The 24,047-nt window shown below is 37.8% G+C and carries 22 protein-coding genes; 5 read left to right on the plus strand and 17 right to left on the minus strand.

Going from position 1 to position 24,047, the window contains the following annotated elements:
• Positions 1 to 94: 94 nt before the first annotated feature.
• Genes CWB75_RS00960 through CWB75_RS00970 form a run of 3 tightly spaced genes read left to right on the plus strand, consistent with a single transcriptional unit; the run spans position 95 to position 2,203 of the window.
• Positions 95 to 952 (plus strand): 6-carboxytetrahydropterin synthase, encoded by an 858-nt coding sequence (locus CWB75_RS00960; RefSeq protein WP_054200906.1) that lies wholly within the window; start codon positions 95 to 97, stop codon positions 950 to 952.
• Positions 945 to 1,763: a M23 family metallopeptidase gene (locus CWB75_RS00965; RefSeq protein WP_054200907.1), complete on the plus strand. Its 819-nt coding sequence runs from the start codon at positions 945 to 947 to the stop codon at positions 1,761 to 1,763. The genes CWB75_RS00960 and CWB75_RS00965 overlap by 8 nt, the downstream gene beginning before the upstream one ends.
• Before the next feature lie 5 nt (positions 1,764 to 1,768).
• A complete protein-coding gene (locus tag CWB75_RS00970; protein WP_008114650.1) occupies positions 1,769 to 2,203 on the plus strand; it encodes an acyl-CoA thioesterase in 435 nt (144 codons plus the stop codon).
• Positions 2,204 to 2,398: 195 nt separating this feature from the next.
• On the opposite strand, the gene CWB75_RS00975 is transcribed toward CWB75_RS00970, so the two are convergent.
• The 11 genes from CWB75_RS00975 to CWB75_RS01025 form a co-directional block, all read right to left on the minus strand.
• Complete coding sequence (locus CWB75_RS00975) at positions 2,399 to 3,721, minus strand: Na+/H+ antiporter family protein (RefSeq protein WP_010389979.1); 1,323 nt, start codon at positions 3,719 to 3,721, stop codon at positions 2,399 to 2,401.
• The gene (locus tag CWB75_RS00980; protein WP_138569643.1) at positions 3,718 to 5,691 is read right to left on the minus strand and encodes a transglutaminase TgpA family protein; all 1,974 of its coding nucleotides are present in this window, start codon (positions 5,689 to 5,691) and stop codon (positions 3,718 to 3,720) included. Before CWB75_RS00980 ends, CWB75_RS00975 begins: the two co-directional genes overlap by 4 nt.
• Positions 5,684 to 6,670 (minus strand): DUF58 domain-containing protein, encoded by a 987-nt coding sequence (locus CWB75_RS00985; RefSeq protein ID WP_171039089.1) that lies wholly within the window; start codon positions 6,668 to 6,670, stop codon positions 5,684 to 5,686. The genes CWB75_RS00980 and CWB75_RS00985 overlap by 8 nt, the downstream gene beginning before the upstream one ends.
• A gap of 4 nt (positions 6,671 to 6,674) precedes the next feature.
• Positions 6,675 to 7,580 carry an AAA family ATPase gene (locus CWB75_RS00990; RefSeq protein WP_138569645.1) on the minus strand — a complete coding sequence of 302 codons (906 nt, stop codon included), beginning with the start codon at positions 7,578 to 7,580 and terminating at the stop codon, positions 6,675 to 6,677.
• 8 nt (positions 7,581 to 7,588) lie between these two features.
• Positions 7,589 to 7,972 (minus strand): response regulator, encoded by a 384-nt coding sequence (locus CWB75_RS00995; RefSeq protein WP_075169237.1) that lies wholly within the window; start codon positions 7,970 to 7,972, stop codon positions 7,589 to 7,591.
• A 490-nt stretch (positions 7,973 to 8,462) separates the two neighbouring features.
• Positions 8,463 to 8,753 (minus strand): DUF1090 domain-containing protein, encoded by a 291-nt coding sequence (locus tag CWB75_RS01000; protein ID WP_249362290.1) that lies wholly within the window; start codon positions 8,751 to 8,753, stop codon positions 8,463 to 8,465.
• Between the two features lie 27 nt (positions 8,754 to 8,780).
• Positions 8,781 to 9,749 (minus strand): ATP-dependent 6-phosphofructokinase, encoded by a 969-nt coding sequence (locus tag CWB75_RS01005; protein WP_138569646.1) that lies wholly within the window; start codon positions 9,747 to 9,749, stop codon positions 8,781 to 8,783.
• A 183-nt stretch (positions 9,750 to 9,932) separates the two neighbouring features.
• Positions 9,933 to 10,505: a MiaE family protein gene (locus CWB75_RS01010; RefSeq protein ID WP_008114635.1), complete on the minus strand. Its 573-nt coding sequence runs from the start codon at positions 10,503 to 10,505 to the stop codon at positions 9,933 to 9,935.
• 68 nt (positions 10,506 to 10,573) lie between these two features.
• Positions 10,574 to 11,212, minus strand: coding sequence for a sulfotransferase (locus tag CWB75_RS01015; protein ID WP_138569647.1), 639 nt, complete (start codon positions 11,210 to 11,212; stop codon positions 10,574 to 10,576).
• Between the two features lie 6 nt (positions 11,213 to 11,218).
• Entirely contained in the window at positions 11,219 to 12,115 is an 897-nt protein-coding gene (locus tag CWB75_RS01020; RefSeq protein ID WP_138569648.1) for a transporter substrate-binding domain-containing protein, read from the minus strand.
• Between the two features lie 6 nt (positions 12,116 to 12,121).
• The gene (locus tag CWB75_RS01025; protein WP_054200934.1) at positions 12,122 to 12,490 is read right to left on the minus strand and encodes an MAPEG family protein; all 369 of its coding nucleotides are present in this window, start codon (positions 12,488 to 12,490) and stop codon (positions 12,122 to 12,124) included.
• 122 nt (positions 12,491 to 12,612) lie between these two features.
• Between CWB75_RS01025 and CWB75_RS01030 the strand changes: the two genes are divergently transcribed.
• Positions 12,613 to 13,974 carry a DUF2254 domain-containing protein gene (locus tag CWB75_RS01030; RefSeq protein ID WP_138569649.1) on the plus strand — a complete coding sequence of 454 codons (1,362 nt, stop codon included), beginning with the start codon at positions 12,613 to 12,615 and terminating at the stop codon, positions 13,972 to 13,974.
• On the opposite strand, the gene CWB75_RS01035 is transcribed toward CWB75_RS01030, so the two are convergent.
• From CWB75_RS01035 to ggt, 3 genes are all read right to left on the minus strand, one after another.
• The gene (locus CWB75_RS01035; protein WP_010389996.1) at positions 13,971 to 14,681 is read right to left on the minus strand and encodes an SIMPL domain-containing protein; all 711 of its coding nucleotides are present in this window, start codon (positions 14,679 to 14,681) and stop codon (positions 13,971 to 13,973) included. The genes CWB75_RS01030 and CWB75_RS01035 overlap by 4 nt on opposite strands.
• A gap of 107 nt (positions 14,682 to 14,788) precedes the next feature.
• Positions 14,789 to 16,483, minus strand: coding sequence for an NAD-dependent malic enzyme (locus CWB75_RS01040; protein ID WP_138569650.1), 1,695 nt, complete (start codon positions 16,481 to 16,483; stop codon positions 14,789 to 14,791).
• A 354-nt stretch (positions 16,484 to 16,837) separates the two neighbouring features.
• Positions 16,838 to 18,616 carry a gamma-glutamyltransferase gene (ggt, locus tag CWB75_RS01045; RefSeq protein ID WP_138569651.1) on the minus strand — a complete coding sequence of 593 codons (1,779 nt, stop codon included), beginning with the start codon at positions 18,614 to 18,616 and terminating at the stop codon, positions 16,838 to 16,840.
• Between the two features lie 95 nt (positions 18,617 to 18,711).
• Here ggt and rrtA point away from each other — a divergent pair, with 95 nt between their 5' ends.
• Positions 18,712 to 19,299: a rhombosortase gene (rrtA, locus tag CWB75_RS01050; protein ID WP_138569652.1), complete on the plus strand. Its 588-nt coding sequence runs from the start codon at positions 18,712 to 18,714 to the stop codon at positions 19,297 to 19,299.
• A gap of 42 nt (positions 19,300 to 19,341) precedes the next feature.
• Here the strand turns inward: rrtA and CWB75_RS01055 are convergent, their stop codons facing one another.
• The 3 genes from CWB75_RS01055 to CWB75_RS01065 form a co-directional block, all read right to left on the minus strand.
• Complete coding sequence (locus CWB75_RS01055; protein ID WP_138569653.1) at positions 19,342 to 21,843, minus strand: S9 family peptidase; 2,502 nt, start codon at positions 21,841 to 21,843, stop codon at positions 19,342 to 19,344.
• 105 nt (positions 21,844 to 21,948) lie between these two features.
• The gene (locus CWB75_RS01060; protein WP_138569654.1) at positions 21,949 to 23,118 is read right to left on the minus strand and encodes an endonuclease/exonuclease/phosphatase family protein; all 1,170 of its coding nucleotides are present in this window, start codon (positions 23,116 to 23,118) and stop codon (positions 21,949 to 21,951) included.
• Complete coding sequence (locus CWB75_RS01065) at positions 23,118 to 24,047, minus strand: YeiH family protein (protein WP_138569655.1); 930 nt, start codon at positions 24,045 to 24,047, stop codon at positions 23,118 to 23,120. Before CWB75_RS01065 ends, CWB75_RS01060 begins: the two co-directional genes overlap by 1 nt.

Consider the following 24,047-nt stretch of genomic DNA (forward strand, 5'->3'; position numbering starts at 1 on the left):
TAAATGCAACTGATTTTAGTATGATTAAACCGCGCAATTACTAACAGAAATCATTATAATTGGGGCTGACTTTTAATCAGTTTAAAGGAAATTTATGACCCTTTTTGTTAACTCACTCACTGTGATTGATTTTTCTTACTTATGCAATAAACGCGGTGCAGTTGGCGAAAGTTGGATTGTTGATTTGACTTTACATGGCAAACTAAACGAAGAGTCTATGGTTTTAGACTTTGGCTTAGTTAAAAAGCAAATTAAAGGCATTATTGATGAGTGTATAGATCACCGTTTAGCTGTCCCTAACAACATAAACGGCAGCATCAACGAGTTTGCTGATCACAAAACTTTAGATTGTACATTTGCTGATAACAAGCACCTTGCAATGAGTGCACCTCATCAAGCATATTGCTTAATAGATACTGATGAGATTAACGTTGAATCAGTAACAGAGTACTTAGTTGCCACAATACTGCCACAGCTTCCTGATAATATTGAAAAGATTGAGTTGGTGTTAAAGCCTGAGCACAATCAGAGCTTTTATTACCACTATAGCCATGGCCTTAAAAAGCATGATGGTAATTGCCAGCGTATTATTCATGGTCATCGCTCACAAATTGGTATAAGCCTTGGCGGTATTTCTATGCCTCGTTTGCAAAAACAGTGGGCTGATAAATGGCGTGATATTTACTTAGCAACTAGTGAAGATCAAATAAACGCCTCTGAATTAAAACATATTTCAGCTAAAAGTGATGATGTTTGTTTTGCGTATACTGCGGCGCAAGGTTACTTTGAAATGGCTATTAGTGAATCACGTTGCGACATTTTACCAATTGATACCACGGTAGAATGTATTGCTGACTACATTGCCAGCCAAGTTAAATTAGAGCACCCAGAAAAAGACGTTAAAATTACCGCCTATGAAGGTGTTGGAAAGGGGTCGATTAGTTATGCTTAAATCCTTATTAGTTTCGGCGTTAATTGTATCAACTAGCTTTAGTGCTATAGCGCTTGAGCTAAAAGGGCATTTAACTCAAGGCGGCCTAGTAACAGGGCAATTAGATAACGCTAAGTCGGTAAGCCTCAATGGTAAGTCGTTAAAACTTGCTGATAATGGGTTATTTGTATTTGGTTTTGGCCGTGATGCAAAACCTGTACATACATTAAGCTGGGTAGATAAAACCGGTAAAGGCCACAGCCAAGATTTAGTTATTACTCTTCGCGATTACGATATAGATAAAATTACCGGTGTTGCTAAAAAATACGTATCGCCGCCAAAAGCAGTAAGTGAACGTATAAGCCGTGAAGCGATCGCAGTTCGAAAAGCACGGGCTGTTAACTCTGATTTAGAATACTTTTTACAGCCAGTACTTAGGCCTGCAAAAGGGCGCATTTCAGGTGTTTATGGTAGCCAACGTTACTTTAATGGCGAACCTCGCAGGCCACACTTTGGTTTAGATATTGCAAACAAAACAGGTTCACCTGTGTATGCACCGATCAGCGGAACTGTGGTGTTTGCTGAACCAGATTTATATTACTCTGGTGGTACTTTGATTTTAGATCATGGGCATGGGGTTACTTCTACTTATATTCATTTAAGTAAGCTTGATGTAAAAGTAGGGCAGAAGATTGAACAAGGTACAAAGGTAGCTGAAATAGGTGCTACGGGCCGTGTAACTGGGCCGCATTTAGATTGGCGATTTAATTGGCAAGGTGAACGCCTTGACCCTGCATTATTAATGCAAGACACATTAGCTAACAAAAAGTAGAGATTATGACTCAAGTAGAGCGCGAAGCCATTATTGCGCAACGTATAAAAGATTCGACCACTTCGGTAACTAAAGCCGTATTTCCTGGGCGTACTAACCATCATAATACGCTATTTGGTGGTGACGCATTAGCATGGATGGATGAAGTTGCTTTTATAGCTGCTACCCGTTTTTGCCGTAAACCATTAGTAACTATTTCATCAGATAGAGTCGATTTTAAAGAAGCTATTCCTGCTGGTTCATTTGCTGAGTTGATATCAAAGGTATCGCATGTGGGGAATACCAGTTTAAAAGTGGATGTTGAAATATTCCTAGAAACTATGCACAAAGATAACAAGCATTCTGCTATTACAGGCAGCTTTACCTTTGTTGCTGTTGATGATAACCACAGGCCAACACCTGTCGTGTGTGACAAAATGCTGCATGGTTTTGAGTTATAACACCTAACAGTAAAAATAATATAAGCACCATGATTGGTGCTTATATTATTAACCGTAAAGAACACATCATACTATATTCATCTAATGGCCAACTTAGCAATTGAATATAATAAGTATTAGTTTTTCAATAAGGAGGGCGTATTAAAGTAATAAATGAGACTAATAAAAAGGCGTGCAATGCACGCCTTTAAATAACTATAAAACCATAGCGGCTATCCAGCCAAACACCAATAACGGAATATTAAAGTGAATAAAGGTTGGCACAACCGAATCCCAAATGTGGTCGTGTTGTCCGTCAGCATTAAGTCCTGATGTTGGCCCTAGCGTAGAGTCAGAGGCAGGGGAGCCTGCATCACCTAATGCGCCTGCCGTACCAACAAGCGCAGCGGTTGCCATTACAGAAAAGTTTAGCTCTAAACATAAAGGCACAAATAAGGTGGCAATTATAGGCACAGTTGAAAATGAACTACCAATGCCCATAGTTATAAATAAGCCGACCAATAAAATTACTGCGGCAGCTATGGGTTTATTACCGTCAAAAATGGCGGCGCTGCTATGGACTAGGCTAGCAACGTGTCCGGTTTCTTTCATTACCGCAGCAAAACCTTGCGCTGAAATCATAATAAAACCAATCATTGCCATCATGGCAACACCCTTACTAAATACGTCGCCGTTTTCTTCCCACTTAACCACACCAAATACACTAAATATAACCACCCCGACTAGGCCACCTAATATCATTGAGCCACTGGCATTTTGAGCGATCAGAGAAGCAAGCACGGCAAATAAACCAACCAGCATTACCTTTTTTGGGTTTTCAACATCAGCTTGTTGGCTTTGAACTGTTAATGCTGTGCTTGTGTATTCGCGGCGTTTTCGATAACTAATAAATAGGGCAATCAACAAGCCGACAAACATACCAATAGCTGGAATTATCATTGCTAAAGGGACACTGGTATTAACAATCTCAAGGCCATTATCAACTAGATTTTTATGTAATATTGAGTATAAATAAATACCCCCAAAACCATACGGGAGCACCATATACGAGGTGGCTAAACCAAAGGTTAAAATACAAGCAATGGCACGTCTATCTAATCGCAGTTTATTAAACACAACAAGCAGCGGCGGGATCAAAATGGGAATAAAAGCGATATGCACCGGCACCAAGTTTTGAGAAGAGATAGCACAAATCAAAATAATAAACAGAATAAAGTAGCTTAATATGGTTTCACTAGAGCCTGTTTGAGCATTTACTTTAGCGAGTAACTTAGCGGCCAAAATACGCGTTAAGCCTGACTTAGAGATAGCGACGGCAAATGCACCTAGCATCGCATAGCTTAAAGCAATTTCGGCGCCTGATGATAAGCCAGAATTAAAAGCATCAATACTTTCTTTTAAGCCCATGCCTGCGGTTAATCCGGCAACAAGCGCACTTATTGTCATTGCAACAATCACATTTACGCGGACCAAAGTGAGTCCAAGCATTAAAATAACGCCTATAATAACTGCGTTCATAGATTTCTCTGTTTTATAGATTTAATTAATTTTATCAGATCTTTAGCCTGATTTTTACGTTCTTTGGTAAATGGTTGTCTCGCATAGCGCACTTGCTCAAATAAGTGACAAAAGGCGGTTATTTGTTGCTCTGCATAGGGGGCTTGTTGACTAATGTGTTGTAATGTTTGAATAGGCGTAGCATTTTCAGGGTAGTTTATAGTGTGCTTATTAGCCCAACTGAGTATTTGATAATACTCTTTTACCAGCGGAGGTTGTTTTGTTGTTGCCTTGGGGCGGTTTATATAAATAAAATAAGCACTAAAACTTAAAATTAAAACAATAATAACTCCAAGCGGTACTAACCAAACATAAGTGTTACCAAATAGGGACGCTAATAAATCTTGTTGTTTATTTTTATCAAATCCCAGCACCCAACTAGACCATTGATAATCGAGGTTTTCTAATTCTAGGCGAAGCCAGTTTATGGCAGCATAATTACTTAAGCTAACTAAACCAAAATTAATATTATTTTTAAATTCATCATTTAATGCAGCACTCTGTGATAAAGAACCATTTAATCGTTCGGGCGCAACAACCGCTGTTGCATCAAATATTCTCCAGCCTGCATTAGTATATACCTCAACCCAAGCATGGGCATCGTATTGACGAACGGTAATATAGTCATTGTTTTGATTATGCTCTCCGCCTAAATATCCGCTTACTACCCGCGCTGGAACGCCAGCACTTCTAAAAATAAAGGCAGCTGCACTGGCATAATGACCACAAAAGCCACGTTTATTATTAAACATAAATTGATCAAGCGTATCATCACCGCGCATAGGTGTTGGCGTAAGAGTGTAACTGAAACTATTTTGCGAAAAATAATCTAGCAGTTTATTAAAAAGCTCATCAGCGTTAGCACTTCTGTTTTTTAACTGTTGCGCCAGTTGATAACTTTTTTGGTTATTACTCACAGTAAGCGTTTTATAAAAACGCTGCTCTACGCTATTAAGCTTCTTAGTCGATAATGGTTTAGTACTAACAGAATATTTTAACACTTTGGATTTATATTGTTTTTTACGCAGCAAGCCGACTGAGTTGGAAACTACATTTTCATTGTTACTACTGGCATAGCCAAGCCCATATAACCAATCAGCCATTGCTGGCTCAGCAATTATTGAGTATTGAGTGGTGTTTCCATTGCTGCTATTTTGGCTTGGTAACATCATTGCTTGCTTTAAAAATGAAGATGTTTTCCAAGCTTTACCGTCAAATTCATCATGTACAATAGCGCGCCAGTAATAAGGAGGCGTGGTTGAATTATTATCAAACTTCGCTCTAAAAACCAATTCATCGGAGTTTGATAACTTTGCAATATCAAATGGGTCTACTTGTTCCGATAGGCCTGTTTGTGCCATTTTAGGGCCAGGTAATTGCCAAAATGCAGGAAGTTTTGGTAAAAATATTAAGAGTACAACTGCCAAAGGAAAAGCCAGAAATATTATTTTAGCACTTTGTTTTGATGACAGTTTTAAACTATGACTAGATTCAAGTAACCCAAGTACAGCAAAATTTAAAATATACAGTGTACTAATAATTAAAGTGATAAAAATAGTTTGGCTAAACAAATACACTGCTGAAAGTGAGAAGAATGTGAGGGTGATGATCAATTGATAATGCTGCTTTGTTTTTGCCTGTAGTAATTTAAAAACGCATGACAGCAAAAGCATGGCAACAAACAGCACCACGGTATCTTTAAAGCCAATACTGCTGAGCATAATAATTAATGCTATTGCGGCGAGTCCGTTGGCCAGCCACGCATTGGGCTTTTGTTTGTATTTAAGGGTTAAATAAATATTCCAGCCACATAATATGCTAAGCATAATAATAAAGGGCAGGGGCAAGTGCTCTATAAAAAAGCTCACTAACCCTAAGTAAATAAATGACAAAGAAAAATTTATAACGCGTTGATTTTTAATCTTATTCATAGTCAGTGCCTACACTACTTAAGGCTTGTAAACACCGTTGCTGATGAAGCTTTCCGGAGCCATTTTCTATGACCTTATTGGGCAAATTCAACGAGTAATTAATGTCGCTTTCAAACGCTTGGCATACTAGGTAACACAATTGCCCTAAGCGTTGCTCGGTATCGCCAGTCATTAAGTTAAAGTCAAATTGTGTATCGGCAGATTTAAAATCACTAAATTGTTTTACGAGTAATTGTTGAGTTTTTGCGTAGTGTTTCCACGAAATTCGCTGCAACCCCATTTCTGGCAAGTGGGTAATTAAACTTTCAAACTCATCATCGCCTTGGTGCTTTTCATTACCATCATCATTAGCAGTTATTTGGCTTAACTGTTTGTAATTTGGGGTTTTAATAATTGAAGGGTAAACATAAACGGTATGATCTGGTTGAATATAGCTCCATACACTCACCAAACCAAATGGATAATTACTGGCAATTTTTATTGGCTTTAGTAAATAGCGTCCGCGCTTTAAATAAGGCAATGGTAACTGGCATTGTATGGTATCGGCTTTAACACTCTCTATATAGCAGTCTTGTTCTAAATTATTGGGATAACTTAAGGTGATTGACTGACATGTGTCGTTTGATTTTATTTGCCACACTAATTGAGGTGGCTGTGGCGCATAACTCTCAATAGTATTCTTAAAGCTGACAGTTAAGCCTTTTGCGTTGCTATAACCTAACAACAAGGCAAAAATAATAATCACAAACATTAAATACGCCATAAACAGTATTAAATTATTTTGATAATTAATTCCCATTACAAAATTTAATAGTGCAACAATCGTAAAATATACACCCAGTGTGGAAGGCAAAACATAAATAGTATTATGCGTTAAAGTGATGCTATTTTTTTTGTGCTTATTTTTTAATAAAGTCGTTAAAATTGTACTTTTTATAGCATGAATAAAAGTAGGGCGTTTTAATTTTAAAATACCCATTGATCTAAACGGGCACTAAAACATGCTTTAAAATGTCTGCAATTTGGTTGTTGCCAGACTCACTATGCAAACCTAATCGATGCTGGCACACACTAGAAAAAACCGCTTGTACATCTTCAGGTAGAACAAAGTCTCGACCTTCAATATAGGCCCATGCCCTTGCAGATTTTGCCAGCGCCATACTGGCTCTTGGTGAAAGCGAAGCAGCTAACGATTGAGCCTCACGTGTGTAAGTCACTAATTCAATTATATAATCAATAACCGCAGCGCTTAGCGTAATATTAGCTATAGATTCTTGTATTTGTTTAAGTTGTTGCTGGTTAATTCGCTGTGGTAATTGGGAGTAATCGCGCTTTTTATTGTTTAATAGTAATCTTTTTTCAGCGTTTTTAGGTGGAAAGCCTAAGCTTATACGCATTAAAAAACGATCTAATTGCGATTCTGGCAGCGGATAAGTCCCTGATTGATATAAAGGGTTTTGAGTAGCAATAACAAAAAACGGAGTAGGGAGCGGGTACTTTTCTCCATCTACGGTCACTTGTTGTTCTTCCATGGCTTCTAATAACGCACTTTGGGTTTTAGGACCCGCACGATTTATTTCATCAGCAAGTACTACTTGGCTAAAAATTGGGCCTTTATGAAATGAAAAACTGTGTTCTTTATTATTAAAAATATTGGTACCAATAATATCAGCGGGTAATAAATCGCTAGTAAATTGAATACGCTGATACGACAAACCCAAAACAGCAGCTAATGCATGCGATAAAGTGGTTTTACCCATACCTGGTAAGTCTTCAATTAGTAAATGACCTTCACTAAACAAACAGGTTAATGCTAATTTTATTTGTTGTTGCTTGCCAAATATAACGGTAGATAGGTCATCAATAATAGTGGTAACTAGGTGCTGCATAATGTCCTTTAATCTATCAGTTCTAAACGTTTCATTACGGCATCAACTTTTTGCGCGTTGAAAGGCTTGGCTATAAATTCTTTTGCGCCAAGTTCCCAAGTATTTTGTACGGTCTCAAAACTATTATGGCCTGAGCACATAACCACATGAGCATGTGGGTGCTCGTTATTGATCGACTCTAAAATTTCGATGCTTTCAGAATCAGGTAAATCAACATCTAAAAATATAACGTTGGGTGATTTTTCGCTAAGTAAGGGTTTAGCACAATTAAAATTATCACACTCAATAATGTCATCAAAACCTAAGCCAGCTAACACTTGGCTTAAGTCAGCACGGATTTGTTTAACATCATCAATAATTAAAATTGGTTCGAGTGGGCGTACAAATTCCATATGAATACTTCAATATTATTTACGGCTTGTGGTTTAATATTAAGCTAAGCATTAAGGAACCTCAAGGTGATAACTATGAATTACCGTAATAGTCGTTTAAATACACTTAATGTCCGATACCGTCTAGTATTGGACTTAGTGAGCTTGAAGTTATTAAAATAGAGCGCCACACATGCACTTAAATACTACTACCTATAATTTATATTATGTTAAATAAGGTAAGAATGTACTTTATCAAACTAACTATCGGCAATTACGTCACTTATAAACACGTATTTTAGCCCTTTTATCGCATAATATTTATATTCAATAAAATGCTCTACTTTATAAAATATAAAAACTCTGTAACGACATTTTAATCAACCAAACTATTTAGCTCATCAATTAATTGCTTAAGCTGTTTAGTTTCGTCGTTTAGCTTTTGCTGATACTTTTCAACTTTGTCATGCTTACCTTGGCGCTTAGCTTTTTTAAGATCGATTTTATATTCTTAAATTTCTGAATTTGTATCATCTATTTTTTGTTGTAACTCTGCTTTTAATCCATCATTGGTACAATATGCGTTTATGTTATTAAGTGCTTTACTAAGACCTGCAACTTTGTGTGAATTACCTTGGCGTTTTGAAGCTAATAACTCGAGGTTAACTTCACAGGCTTTTTTCGCACATCCCGTTAAATCTGCACAATCATCTTTGGCTAGTACGACTGTTGAACCGGCTAATAAAAAACTTATTGTAATACCTTTAATAATTATCATTTTATAATTTTTATTATCTCGCATTGTTCATTATTCCTATTTAATTAGTCGTTAGCGGCAAAATACAGATAACAGCCCTTGCAGCTCTTCATTTATAACATGTTGTTTTACAACATCTTGCATAGGAGTATTTGAAACTGTGTTATTTAAAATACCCACCATTTTAGCGCTTTCTCCAGCACATAAAGCCTTAACACATTGTACACCCAGTCTAATGGCCAACATACGATCCGCAGCCGATGGGTTTCCGCCGCGCTGTAAGTGCCCTAGCTTAGTTACACGTAAATCAATGCTTGGATTTACGGCAGTTATTTTTTCACATACGTATTCAACACCATTTTCATCGCCCTCAGACACCACCACGATAAATGCGTGTTCGCTATGATAATCGCTAATCTTTAGCAATAAATCATCGATATCTTTGTCATTTTCAGGGATCAATACTGAATCGGCACCAGAGGTTAAACCGGCATAAGTGCCAATATATCCGGAATCACGCCCCATAACTTCAATAACAAACACCCTATTATGAGATTCTGCTGTATCTCTAATATTATCAATACATTGCATTGATGTGTTTACTGCCGTATCAAATCCTAAGGTGTAGTCTGTGCCTGCAATATCGTTATCTATGGTGCCGGGAATGCCAATATAAGGGATATTGGTTATGTGTGATAACCATAAACAGCCTCTAAAAGAGCCATCGCCACCTATGACAATTAATGCATCAATATTATTATGTTCAATTGTAGCTAAAGCTTGCTGTCTGCCTGTCTTAGTTCTAAACCTTTCACTACGTGCGGTTTTTAAAACGGTACCGCCCAAGTGCATACTTTGTTGCAGGTTTTTGCAATCAAGTGTCACTAAATCATTATCAATTAAACCCTCATATCCTTTTCGAACTCCTGACACTTTTATGCCTTGTTGTTGAGCGGTTTTTACGATGGCAAATAAAGCGGTGTTCATCCCTGGAGCATCACCTCCAGAGGTAAGCACGGCAATATGATTAATTGGTTGCATCGGTTCACGTCCTTAAAGCAAGCTATACATTAAAATGATAATAGCTGTTTATTGTTAGGCAGTGTTAACTAAGTGCAGTTAAGTTGATCTAGTTATGCGTTATTAAACAATATTTTTCATAACAATAGAGGGAAGTACTTATATTGGCATGCTAACTTGATGTCAACATGCCGTGGTTAGGTATTAATGTAGAGCAGCAGTAAATGGTATATTTTTACAAATTTCAGCTTCTATTATTAATAACTCTTCTAAACGATCATCAACTTCTTGTTTATCAAAGTATTCGTAAGCAAGTTCAACAAATAGGTTTTTATGTTTTTCTTCAGACTTGGCTATCGCAACATAAAAATCTTTTTCTTTTCCTTCTGGTAAGGCTTCGGCAACTAAAGAAAAACGTTCGTGTCCCCTCGCCTCAATTACACCGCCAACGAGGAGCCTATCCATTAAAAATCCATCGCGTCCATGCCTAAAGTGTGCGCGAATTTGTTTAATGTAAGGGTCTTTTTTATCATCACCTAAATTAGTATCACGCTCAATGAGTAATTTCAGCACTTGCTTGAAATGAATTAACTCTTCTAAGGCTAAGTCAGTCATTGCTTTAACTAATTTACGCTTATCAGGGTAATGTGAAAGCATAGACATAGCCATGCCCGATGCTTTTTTTTCAGCAGCAGCGTGGTCTTGTAAAAAAGTTTCAAAGTCGGCTAAAACAACTTCGGTCCATTCAAATGGCGTGTGGTATTTTAATTCAAACATATGGATACAACTTATAAAATAATGCGTGGATTTTAGCGTATTTAAAAATAAAAATCTTTGCTCGCGGTTTAAATTTGTCTCTCATAAGGTAAAAATTTATCTATCCGCCCTTTCGCTGTCGATTCAATTTTTAATGGATGTTTTATATCATTCCACGCGGTGACCTTACCCCCCATATTCATTTTTTCAAAGCCATTTAACTCAGAGGTAATACTTAAAAAATCACAAAGCTGACTAAAACTGTTAGGTTTAGCTATATCTATCGCTAAAAAATCTTGTTCTCGATTACTAAAATAAGCCTTAGCATTATTAATGTGTACGTTATAACAATCAGTTAAATACTGGTCGTTATTTATATTCTCTAGTGAAAAGTCTTTAAATGTATTTAAATAACAGCGCTTTAAATGAATGTTAAAGCCACCATCTGCACGGGTTAAATTAGTGTGCATTCGCTGTAAAAGCTGTCTTATTGATGGTATCCATGCAGTAAGCTCTCGCTCTAAATATATAAATTTTGCGCCAGGATAGTATTTATCTAATACTTTAAAATCGTTAAATATGGGGGTGTCTGCAATTGCGACCGCATTATCAAAACAGGCGGTAGTGTATGCAGTATGAGCAGTTGGTATACCAAAATGTAAAAATGCATTACATACACTGGTGGTACCGGTTCGCGGTAAGCCAATAATAAATATTTTTTGTTCCATGGGGTTTTACATGTCTTTTTCTGAAAACCAAAGTGAAGTATTATCAAGTGGTGTTAATAAGGGTAAGTTTTTGTTTTCTAATCTAATAATAATCTTGTTTTTGATATCTGCGTGCTCAATGGCACTGCGATGATACGCATTAAATAAGCGGTCAAACTCGCCATTTTTACGCATGACCGCTAAGCCATTTTCAACTGCATAGGCCAACTCGGGCGTATCTTTACTAAAAAAGAAGTAAATTGCACTTGGGTATAGCAGTATTAACTGAGGAAGAGTTGTAAGTTTTGCATCACCTTTAAAGGTATTTAGCTCCGTTTCAACCTCAAGCAACGATCGAGGAAATACATCTCCTCTGCCTTTTATTAACATATTAAATAATGAGCTGTATTCAATTGATGTTGATACCGTTAATCCACTATCTAATAAAACTTGAGTATCTGGCCAGTCGTGACCTTGAATAAAGTGGATACCTTTAAAGTCATCAATTTTTTTTAAGCTTGATAATTTTTTTTGTTTATTCTGTGTAGTGACAAGTAAACGCCACCCGTATAAACCTTTAAAAATAGGCACTCTTACGGGCAATAGCTCTTTTTCTCGCTGCTGTGAAGTCATGGTCCATGCAACGTTGACTTCATCATTATGTATAATTTGTTTTAATGAGCGGCTTTGAGGCATAGAAATACTCGATGCTTTTAATGTATATTTTGCGCCGCTGTATTGTAAGGCCGTTCTCAATAAAACTAACGGATAAAGAATTTCATCTTCACCAACCCGCATCGTTTTTGGATAAACATAATTTAAACCATCAATACTTTGATTGCTATTGTCATTTTCTATTGCCCATACAAATGACACCAACGAAGTGGCAAAACATAAGCTTATAAAAACAATAGCGAATCGCATCTTTATTTATCGACTTAACAATAAAATTAAGGAACTTACAAAAAGAATAGCAAATGTCATCATCATACTTAATACACGTGCTTTCAAATTGTTAGTTCTAATAGCTGAGCCATGAAGTGCACGGCTTATAAATAGCAAACCGCCGAGTGCATGCATATAATGACTTGCTAAGCCTTGATACTCTAATAAGAACAGTAAAATTAGGCTAATTGGTACATACTCAATGAAATTCCCATGAGCTCGAGTTGCACGTTCAAGCTCAGGATGACTCCCATTACCAAGTGAAATGCCTTCAGCCTTGCGTATTTTTACAACATTAATACTCAGGTAAATATAATATAGTGCCAGTAAAGCCGCATAACTCGATATAATCACAGTATTTTTCCATTAAATTTTTAAGCAATAATAACACATAACTTAAGCTGTAAAATCACTTACTTTAGTATCAAATATGCTAGAGTGATTTATAGATTGGTATCGTAATAAGTAAGGATAATATGTATTTAAGAACAAAAATAACCAATAGCTACCGCGAAATAATTAACAGTATTGGGTTTTATCCCTCTTTATTATCTGTTGCTTTTTTATTTTTTGCTGTGCTGACGATGTCAGTCGAGTACTTAGCCCCTATTGAGAAACTTAAATCACTAATTTCATTTATATTAGTTGATAGCGCAGAAAACGCACGTACCATTTTAAGCACCCTCGCTGGCAGCATTATTTCGTTAACCGTATTTAGCTTTTCTATGGTGATGGTGGTATTAAATTCAGCCAGTGCTAGCTTATCACCTCGAGTTGTTCCTGGGCTCATTACCCGTAAATCACACCAAATGGTTTTAGGTTTTTATTTGGGTAGTATTATTTATTCAATAATAATGCTGATAAATATCAACAAACTCGATAATGGTAATACCGCTATTCCTGCTCTTGGCGTGTTGTTTGCGCTTGTTTTTGGGTTAATATCTTTAGGGTTATTTGTATTTTTTATTCATTCTATTTCAAAAGCAATACAAGTAGATAACGTATTAAATGGCTTGTTTAGGCAAACAAAAAAAGAAATTCAAGACATTATCAACATGCAAGACGAAAACCCCGTTGATAACTTTCCCGAGTTTTCAAACTGGCATTCAATAAACAGTACAACCGAGGGTTACTACAAAGGGGTTCATTCTAATAAATTATGTGCCCTACTAGCAGATGAAAATATTGAGCTGTTTATTACGGTTAAGCAAGGTTATTTTACAGTTAAAGGTTACCCGTTTTTAAAGTGTAATAAGGACATATCTGAGAACGAAGAGTTGATTGAGAAAATTTTAGACTGCTTTATTTTTTATATAGAAGAATACATTAGCGACCATTACCGCTATGGGTTAACACAAATATCAGAAATTGCGGTAAAAGCTATGAGCCCAGGAATAAACGATCCGGGTACAGCCGTTAAATCTATTGATATGTTGAGTATATTATTAATAGAACGACTAAAGATTAATGCAATAAATTACTCATGCTATGAAAAAGATGAGCAACCATTGTTGTACTTTCATGAAACCAGTTTTGATGAACTACTTCATGATAACTTCACCCCTTTACGCAATTATGCAAAAGCCGATGCCTATGTAATGACTAACGTTATTGAAGCATTTAAAAATATTTTATTTATTGCTAATGAGAATGTGGATGCACGAAACAGTGTGTTTAATTATTTAAATGCCATTGTTGATGATATTAATCAGCACATAGTTAACGAATACGATCGTCAAGAGATTAGTAATATGCTGTATGCCATTGTGCGTATTAGTGAGTCACAAGGAAAGCAGTTGGTGGCACGATTTGAGCGCCACCCACCTATAAGAGCTTAATCAATATAATAAATTGCGTAACTTGATGCGCTTATTGTAATTTCACCAGCATGATATGCATCGGGTACATAGTTACTCGGTGCACCATCAGCCATCATTACTTTTTCACTGCGCATGTAAGGTACTGATGGCATATCAAGCGGACTTAAAGACGCACTATATAAGCCTTTCAATTCAACATCAAAATCATCAGTTAACTCTTTTGCCGCTGCTTTAGCTTGTTTAATAGCTAATTTTTGTGCTTTTTTGTGCAGCTCATCATAGTTGCTCGCTAAAAACTGCGTCTGTCTAATTTCATTAATACCGTTATTAACTAAACTTTGTAAAAGCTCAGGGTATTTATTAATCGCAGAGAGTTTAATTGTAAGCGTTCTGGATACTTTAAACCCGGTAAACTCTTGCTTACCTGTTTCGCGGTTATATTGATTATCACGATAGATTGAGATTTGACCAGCATTAATATCTGCATCAGCTACGCCTAGTTTTTTTACTAAACTAATTGCACTGGCCATCGTAGTATCAGTTTGTTTTTTTGCGGCAATTAAGTTTTTATCTATTTCCGTAATACCCACTGTTAATAAAACATGATCTGGCATAGTCGTTACCGATGCTTCACCTTTTACATAGATATGAGGCTCTTCAGGGGCATTAGTTGCATAGGCTGACGTACTTAGCAAAGCAGCCGTTAAAATCGAAAGTGTTTTCATAGGTCTATCCTTTTAAATTGATTGCCTTAGTTAACACCTTATGTGGTTAATTGCAGATGAACAAGCATAAAAAAACAGGCAAAAGCCTGTTTTTTAGTAATGAAGCATTAAATGCTGCAACGCTTGTAGTTACGATACTTCGGTAACCAGTAGTTTCTGTCGATGGCTGCCCACAGAGCATCATCTGAAATTTCAAGAGCAACGCCCTCTTCAATTGCTTTTTTAGCGACTGCAAATGCAATACGTTTACTTAGTGTTTCAATTTCTGTTAGCGCAGGTAATAAGCTACCTTTGCCCGTATTAGCTAATGGTGATGACTCTGCCAACATTTCACTCGACATTATTAGCATCGCATCGGTAATACGCGTTGCTTTAGCAGCAATTACACCTAAGCCAATACCTGGGAAAATGTAGCTGTTATTACATTGAGGAATTGGGTAAGTAACGCCGTTATAAACAACAGGCTCAAATGGGCTACCTGTAGCTACAATCGCTTTACCATCAGTCCATTTAATAACATCTTCTGGGTAAGCTTCTACTTGTTTAGATGGATTACTTAACGGGAAAATAATAGGTGCTTCACAGTTTGCGTGCATAGCGCGAATAACTTGCTCAGTGAATAAGCCCGGTTGACCTGATACACCAATTAAAATATCTGGTTCTGCACAGTGCATTACATCTAATAATGACGCGTATTCGCCGCTGTAAGTCCAATCGGCTAGGCGGCTCGTTGGTTGCGCTAACATTTGTTGGAAGTCGCGTAAGCCTTCCATGCCATCAGTTAATAAACCAAAACGGTCAACCATAAATACTTGGCTGCGAGCTTGTGCTTCACTGATACCTTCGGCCACCATAGTGCTAACAATTTGTTCAGCAATACCACAGCCTGCAGATCCTGCGCCTACAAACACAACTTTTTGAGTCGATAGTTTAGCGCCTTTAACACGACAAGCTGCTAATAAAGACCCCACAGTAACCGATGCAGTACCTTGAATGTCATCATTAAAGCTACAAATTTCATTACGGTAACGCTTTAATAATGGCATAGCATTTGGTTGTGCAAAGTCTTCAAATTGCAGTAACACGCTTGGCCAACGACGCTTAACCGCTTTAATGAATAAATCTAAAAACTCATCGTACTCATCTTGCGCAATACGCTTATGTCGAGCACCCATGTACATTGGGTCGTTTAATAGTTTTTCGTTATTGGTACCTACATCAAGCATAACCGGTAATGTGTACGCTGGGCTAATACCACCACAGGCGGTGTACAAAGAAAGCTTACCGATTGGGATACCCATACCGCCAATACCTTGGTCGCCCAAGCCTAAAATACGTTCGCCATCGGTAACCACGATAACTTTAACTTTACCTTTAGTGGCATTACGTAAAATATCGTCGATTTGGAAACGATCATCATAGGAAATAAACAGGCCACGTGCACTACGATAAATATCAGAAAATTTCTCACAGGCATCACCCACAGTTGGGGTGTAAATAATAGGCATCATTTCTTCAATATGATCACGAACTAAACGATAGTAAAGCGTTTCGTTATTGTCTTGAATAGCGCGTAAATAAATGTGCTTATTTAAATTGTCATTAAAGCTTGAGTATTGTTGGTAACAACGCTCAACTTGTTCTTCTATTGTTTCGTAACGAGGAGGAAGTAAACCTGCAAGATTAAAGTTTTCACGTTCTTTTTGGCTAAAAGCACTTCCTTTATTCAATAATGGGGTTTCAATTAGGCCTGGGCCAGAATAAGGAATATAAAGATAATTAGGATCGGTATTTGTAGTCATATTTCCAAGCTTTACTGAATCTTAAATAATGATCTGCCATTATCATTGTTAAAGGCTAAATTGCAATGACATTTAAGCTTGTCAGACCATTGAAAATGTACAAATACAAGCGCTACTTTAGTATAAAGCCACTCATATTTGGTGAATATGTTAGCTGCCGATTGTGGATTTAAAAATTAAACGCACATTAAACAAAGGGTTTCTTTTTTAATGGCAACAATATTGACGGCTATTTTTTAGATTTGCTAATTTTTTACGTTAGTTAACATGCTATTTTCAATCAAATAGTTATTAACTATTAATCTGTTATATTTAAAACAGCAGGCAGCAAACCTGCTGTTTATTATACATGGTTTAAAATTTAAATGAGGCTTTATTATTACTTAAATCAGATAACGCCATCCCTTCTCTGCGCGGATCGGCGGCGCCATACAAGCGGTTGTTTTTAACTTCTACTGCATGCAGCCCTGAGTTTAAGTCAATGACACGCACATCATGGCCGCGCTTTTTAAGCTTAGGTACAAGCGCTTCAAGTTCAGTGCCTTTTTCAAGGCTAGTATAATCATTACGATTAGTTGTACGCGGTAAATTAATGGCCTGTTGTGCATTTAAATCCCAATCTAAAACGCCAATAACAACTTGCGCCACATAATCAATAATACGACTCCCACCAGGAGAACCTACTACTAAACGTAAGCTGCCATCTTGGTTAAAAACCATTACCGGAGACATTGAGCTGCGCGGACGTTTATGTGCTTCGACCCTGTTAGCCACCAATTTGCCATTTTTACGTGGCGAAAGTGAAAAATCAGTCAGCTGATTATTTAAAATATAACCATTAACCATCACTGTTGAGCCAAACGCCATTTCAATAGAGCTGGTCATTGAAACAGCATTGCCTTTGCTATCCACAATTGATACATGCGAGGTAGAGGGCAATTCAAAAGAATCATCATTTGCATAGCTTAAGTGATCAACAGGGTTGCCTGGCAATGCTTTTTGATCTTTTTCAGTAATTAATTTTGCGCGGGTGGCAATATAGTCTTTATTTAATAACTCTTGAGTAGGTACTTGGGTAAAGTCAGGATCGCCAATGTATTTATTACGATCGGCAAACGCAATACGTGACGCTTGGCTAAAGTAATGAATTGCCTCTGCGCTATTGGCTTTAATGTTTGCCATGTTTTTGTGTTCAAGCAAGCCTAAAATTTGTAGTACTGAGATACCGCCACTACTTGGCGGCGCCATAGAGCAAACATTATAAACTCGGTATTTTATACAAACGGGTGCACGCTCTTTACTGCTGTAATTAGCAAGATCTTGCTCAGATAATTTACCAGGCGCAATTTTTGACTGCTGTACTGCTTTTACCATAGCTTTGGCGTTATCGCCTTTGTAAAACGCATCTATCCCTTTTGAAGCAATGTCTTTATATAAATTAGCTAATGGCTGATTTTTTTTAATACTGCCGACTTCAATTACTTTGCCATTAGGGAAAAAATACTCATTAATCAACGGCATACTCATTACGCCTGGGTTTAATTGTCTAACAAGTAAACCATGTAACCGAGGCGATACTTCAAACCCTTGTTCAGCAAGTTTAATCGCAGGTTTAAATAAGCTAGCCCAAGGTAAGGAACCGTACTGTTTATGGGCGCTGGCAAATGCATGTAAAATACCGGGTACGCCTACAGAGCGCCCACCTACAACCGCTTCAATCCATTTTACTGCGTTGCCGTGTTTATTTAAAAACAGGTTTTCATCGGCATTACTCGGCGCGGTTTCACGGCCATCAAAGCTGGTGAGTTTATTATTCGCTTTATTGTAATACATCATAAAGGTACCACCGCCAATACCTGATGATTGCGGCTCAACTAATGTAAGTACTAATTGGGTGGCAATAGCGGCATCAACCGCACTGCCGCCTTGCGCTAAAATGGCTTTACCAGCTTGTGAAGCATACGGGTTAGCGGCGGCTACCATGTACTTATCGCCAGCCACTAATTTCTTATGTACAACACCTGTGGCCGCTTCAGGTTCACGTGTTTCAATTGTGCTAGCGTTTTGTGCAAACAAAGGAAAAGACAAGGCACTTAGGGTCAGTGCGAATAAACAGTTGAGCTTAAAATTCATAATCACTTAATAAACTTAAATTGCATGGAAGATAATTGGCATCTTAAAGTTAAACAGGCACAATATGCAAAAATAAATATAAAAATGATCGCTAAATGCTTAATTTACCTCTTCAGCCGCGCTATGTTTTCCCTCCCTTATGTTTAATTGTATTAAGTACTTCCTTAGCATGGCTGGGTATAAACAACGAACTTGAATTTAATCGTCAACTGATTGAACAAGGCCAACTGTGGCGTTTGTTTACCAGCCAATTTGTACATGCCAATTGGGCGCACTTAGGGCTGAATTGTGCCGGTATCGCGCTTATTTGGTTATTGCATGGTGAGTACACATCCCCAAGCAGATATAGTTTTAATATTGCCACATTGGCAATTTGGTGTGGCTTAGGTGTTTTTTGGTTTTGCCCCACAATTACAATTTACACAGGGCTTAGTGCAGTTTTGCATGGCGTGATCATTTGGGGAGCCATAAAAGATGTCACTGTTGGACTTAAATCGGGTTATGTGTTGTTTATTGGTGTTTGGGTAAAATTAATTGCAGAACAAATAAATGGCCCTAGTGCTGATATAGGCGCATTGATCAACTCAACGGTGGCTGTTGATGCACATTTAATTGGCGCGATTGGCGGCGCATTGTTGGGCGTTCCTTTAATTATTAAATTCATCAGCAAAAATAAAGAATAAGAAAACGCCACATTGTGGCGTTTTTTATTAACTTACCGCTATTTATAGTGTTTCTTTAAACAGCTTATAAATTCGACGGTATTCATCTAACCAGCTCGAAGGCTGCACAAAACCATGCGGCTCTACTGGGAAGATTGCTGTTTCAAAGTTTTCTTTCTCAAGCTCGATTAAACGCTGTACTAAACGCACTGAATCTTGAAAGAACACATTATCATCAACCATTGGCGCATTAATTAATAAATGCTTTTTAAGCCCTTCTGCATAGTAAATAGGTGAACTACGTTCATAAGCAATTGGGTCAACATCTGGGTGATTCAAAATGTTAGCAGTATAGCCTGTATTATAATGTGCCCAATCAGTCACAGGGCGAAGCGCAGCACCTGATTGAAACAAATCTGGCGCGGTAAATAACGCCATAAAGGTCATAAATCCGCCGTATGAACCACCGTAAGTACCAACCGCTTGAGTATCAACGTTGGCATTTTCAGCCATCCATTTTACGCCATCTGCTAAATCTTGTGTTTCAGGTGTTCCCATTTGACGGTAAATAGCAGTACGCCAATCACGGCCATAACCTTTAGAAGCACGGTAATCCATATCCATCACTACATAACCTTCATCGGCAAGTAATGAATGGAACATAAATTCGCGAAAGTAACCAGACCAACCCATGTGTGAATTTTGCAGGTAGCCGGCACCATGGTTAAAAATAACCGCTTTACGGTTTTTACCTGTTTCACCTTCTTGGTAATCCGCTGGGTAATAAACTTTGGCGTATATTGGCTGATCTGTATGGCTTGAAGGCACAGCAACAATTTTAGGCGCCGTTAGTTTTTTAGCTAAGAACGCGTCAGATACCGTGTTAGTTAAACGAGTTGCGGTTGTGTTTGCTTTAGCCTCAGCCACATAAAGTTCAGTCGGCATGGTAATTTTAGAGTGTTTTAATAATAACTTAGACTGATCAGGGCTTAAGGTGTAATCCGTCATGCCGTTTAAGTCTGTTACTTGCTCGCTATCACCTGTTTGTAGATTAACGCGGTATATTTCGTAAAGGCCTGGATGCTCAATATTCGCTTTATAGTAAATAGCGCTATTGTCATCAGTAAGGGTTAAATTAGATACTTCAAATTTACCCATGGTAAGCGCAGTGGCTTTACCATCAAGTGGCTTTTTATAAAGCTGACTATAGCCCGACTCTTCTGATAAATAATACAGAGTATTGGAATCATTTAACCAACCAAAGTCGTTAAACGCATACGCAATCCATGCGTCGTCATGTAGTCGATGTTGAGAGACAAGTTTGTTATTTTCAAAATCTACAGTAGCTAACCAACGATCTTTGTTATCCCATGCTTCAAGCATAATCGCTACTTGGCTACCATCATCGTTCCAGCTGATAGGTGATTGATTCCAACCCCAATCTGAAATAACGTTTATACCACGAGGTTGTTTTTTAGATTTATAGGTTTTACCTTCACGGGCGAAGTTTTCTTTTTTAACCTCAGCAAGTACATCTTCATCAAAACCAGGTAAGGTGTTAAACCCTAATGTGGTTTGGCTTTGATCTGCAAGGTTAATATAAACAAGCTCTGAGGTTTGCTCTTTAGAACCAGCTACGCGACGGCGAACTTTTTTAGGCTCTATCGTCGCATCATCAGTAATGTAATTAGGCATAATATCGCCTTCACCACGCCATGAACTTTTTTCTTGTACTACAACAATTAATGCATCACCGTTTGGAGAAAGCTCGGCTTCATCAACCGTGTTGCCATCGCCTAAATAATAATAGGTATTAGCAATTGAGCTGTTATTAGCTTTTACTTGCTCTTTACGTGCATGCTTGTCTTGTTTATTTTTGTGCTGTAGTGCAATGTAATCAATCAGCTTATGTTGCTCTTTGGCGATATAAGTTGATGGTTCTTTTACGCCTTGTGGTTTATCAGCCAGTTTTAAGTTGGCAATTTCACGAGTTAAACCTGTAGTTAAATCTACTTTAAAAAAGATATTACCCTGACGATACGCTAAGTTACCGTCGTTTAAAAATTGTGGTTTTGACTCAGTAGCAGAACTTTGCGTAATTTGTTTAATTGCGCCTGATTTTACGTTTTTGATAAATACATTACCCTCAAACACATAAGCTTGAAGTGATTTATCGTTTGAAAAAACAGCTTTACTTGAACCAACACGGTGTAATTTTTCTAGGGCCACTTGCTCTGCTGTTTGTGAGTTTACAGCTTGAGTGAATAAATCTCTTAGCTCACTACCTTGCTGCTTACGCGCGTAAATGATGGTACTTGAATCTGCACTCCAAAATGCGCTTTGCGGTTGGCGTCCAATCCAATCAGGGTGAGCCATCGCTTGTTCAAGGGTAATTTTTGATTCGCCCAAATCTGCGGGCGTGTTTACAACACTAGCAACGGTGGTATTTGTTTGAATAGATGAGTCAGTAGAAGTTGTAGCGGTTGCTGTACAACCCGCTAACATAACACTTGATGCAACAGCGATTGCAACAAGTGTTTTAGAAGATGAGAATTTAAAAATCATAGTGCTTCTTGACGGTTATTATAATTAACCACATTTAAGCAGAAGCACCTTTATAATTGCAATTATTTAAGATAAACAACGCTGATATCGGGGTGAGTAACCCGTTTATTCAACCGTTAAATCAAGCCAGACTAATCGGTGGTCGCTTGATGCATTTCTATCTTTAATTAAACGATATAATTCGCTTTGTTTTTTCGGCCAAAAAACACCACCACCTTTAATGGTTAACCCATAATTTGAAGGGAGTACGTAATCAACGCGTGCTTGCCAATTAGCGGTATAGTTTTTAGCATAAGCTTGCGGGTATTGCTCTTTTGCGCCCTCACTGGTTGGAATAAAACCGGCGTTAATCAATGGGCTTTTAAGTATTTGGTCAGTAGTATTAGTACGCTTTTTATCACCTTCAGGTGCGGCATTTAAGTCACCTAAAATCACAAATCGCGATTTTTCTGCAAGCCCACCCTTTTTACCATTATCATCATAAAGGTAACTTTCGTTATTAACGTAATCGGCAATAAGCCTAATTTCATCATGGTTACGAATGCCATTTCTGTCTTCATCGCCATCAAACACAGGCGGTGTTGGATGCGACGCTAACATATGGACTACTTTATCGTTTACTTTTACGGGTATATCCCAAAAAGATTTAGAGCTTAAACGTAAAGTATTCCACTCTGCATCGTTATACCAATTGGTATTGGTTTGTGGGTCAACCGGCATTTGTACATTAGGTAAATCTTTGTGCTTAAAGGTTTGCAGGGTTCTGATGTTGTCAAAATCAATCGGGTAGCGAGATAAAAACGCCATTGCGTAATGGCCTTCAAAAAAACCAAAGCCCTGTGCATCACCCATTACACCGGTTTTTTTGCCGTTATTGTCCAAGTCAAACTCAGTTGCTAAGCCGGTATTAACGGGGGCAATGTAAACGTATGGGTAATCAATTGCCGCTTGGCTATTTTGCCCTTCATTTAAATAATGACTTTTAAAATACTCGATGCCTTGCTCTTTTGGAATGTAGTCAAACTCATTGAGTAGTACTACATCTGGGCGGACGCGCTGGATTATTTCAGCAATATTTTTAATTTGCTGGTGGTTTGAACGCAGTGCATTTACCAGTGCATCACTTTTTACTTGTTGATTTTTTGCGGTGTAATTAGTGGCATCCATACTAACATTGAAGGTTGCTACGCGTAGCGATTCAGCCAATACAGGGCTGCTAGAAAAAACAGCAAATAACACACTGCTGATTGCTGTAATACTCAGATTACGTTTCATTATATGAATCCATCTATAATTAATAATAAAATAGTGCTGCTGACTATAACCCACAAAGTAATTGCCATCAAAAATGGCTTTATACCTGCTTGCTTAAGAACCGATAGTGACAAACCACTGCCAATTAAAAACAGTGTAACCACTAATAATTGCTTAGCTGCACTATTAATAAGTTCCCATGTCGATGAAAACGACGGCATATAAGTATTTATTAATGCGGCTAATAAAAAGCCCACAATAAATAAAGGAATACTCGCCTTTTCATCAGAGTGCATAAACACTCCCGCAACCGCTGTATAAGGAATGATCCACATCGCACGGGTCAATTTTACCGTAGTGGCAATACTCAGTGCCACAGCACCATAAGTAGCCGATGCCCCCACTACGCTGCTAGTATCGTGAATTGCTAATGCGGCCCACAAACCAAATTGCTGTTGGGTTAACTCAAAATAGTGCCCAATTGCGGGAAAAAACAATAATCCCATGCCATTGAGTAAAAATACAATCCCTAAGGCAACAGCGACTTCGTGATCTCTAGCTTTTATAACCGGTGCCATAGCGGCTATGGCACTGCCACCACAAATAGCGGTACCAAATGAAATTAACACGCCCGTATTACGATTAAGCTTAAAAACCTGGGTTAAAATTTCTCCAAGCCCGATTATGGCAGTAATACTAACAATTGTTAATACTAATGAGCTGCGCCCTACTTCAATTACTTCATTAAAATCAACAGCAAAGCCTAAGCCTACAACTGCAAGCTTGAGCATTACTTTACTGGCCTTTTGAGAAAGCTCAGCAAACGGGTTGCCTAAGGAAATAGCAAATATAGCGCCTAAAACCAATGCACTTCCAGCACCTAAAAAAGGAGTCATACACAAAGCGAGTAAGAGTATAAATATTGGCTTATGCAATTTAGTGATAATCAC

This window comes from Pseudoalteromonas sp. S1608 (genome assembly GCF_005887265.1).
Taxonomy (GTDB): Bacteria; Pseudomonadota; Gammaproteobacteria; order Enterobacterales; family Alteromonadaceae; genus Pseudoalteromonas; species Pseudoalteromonas undina.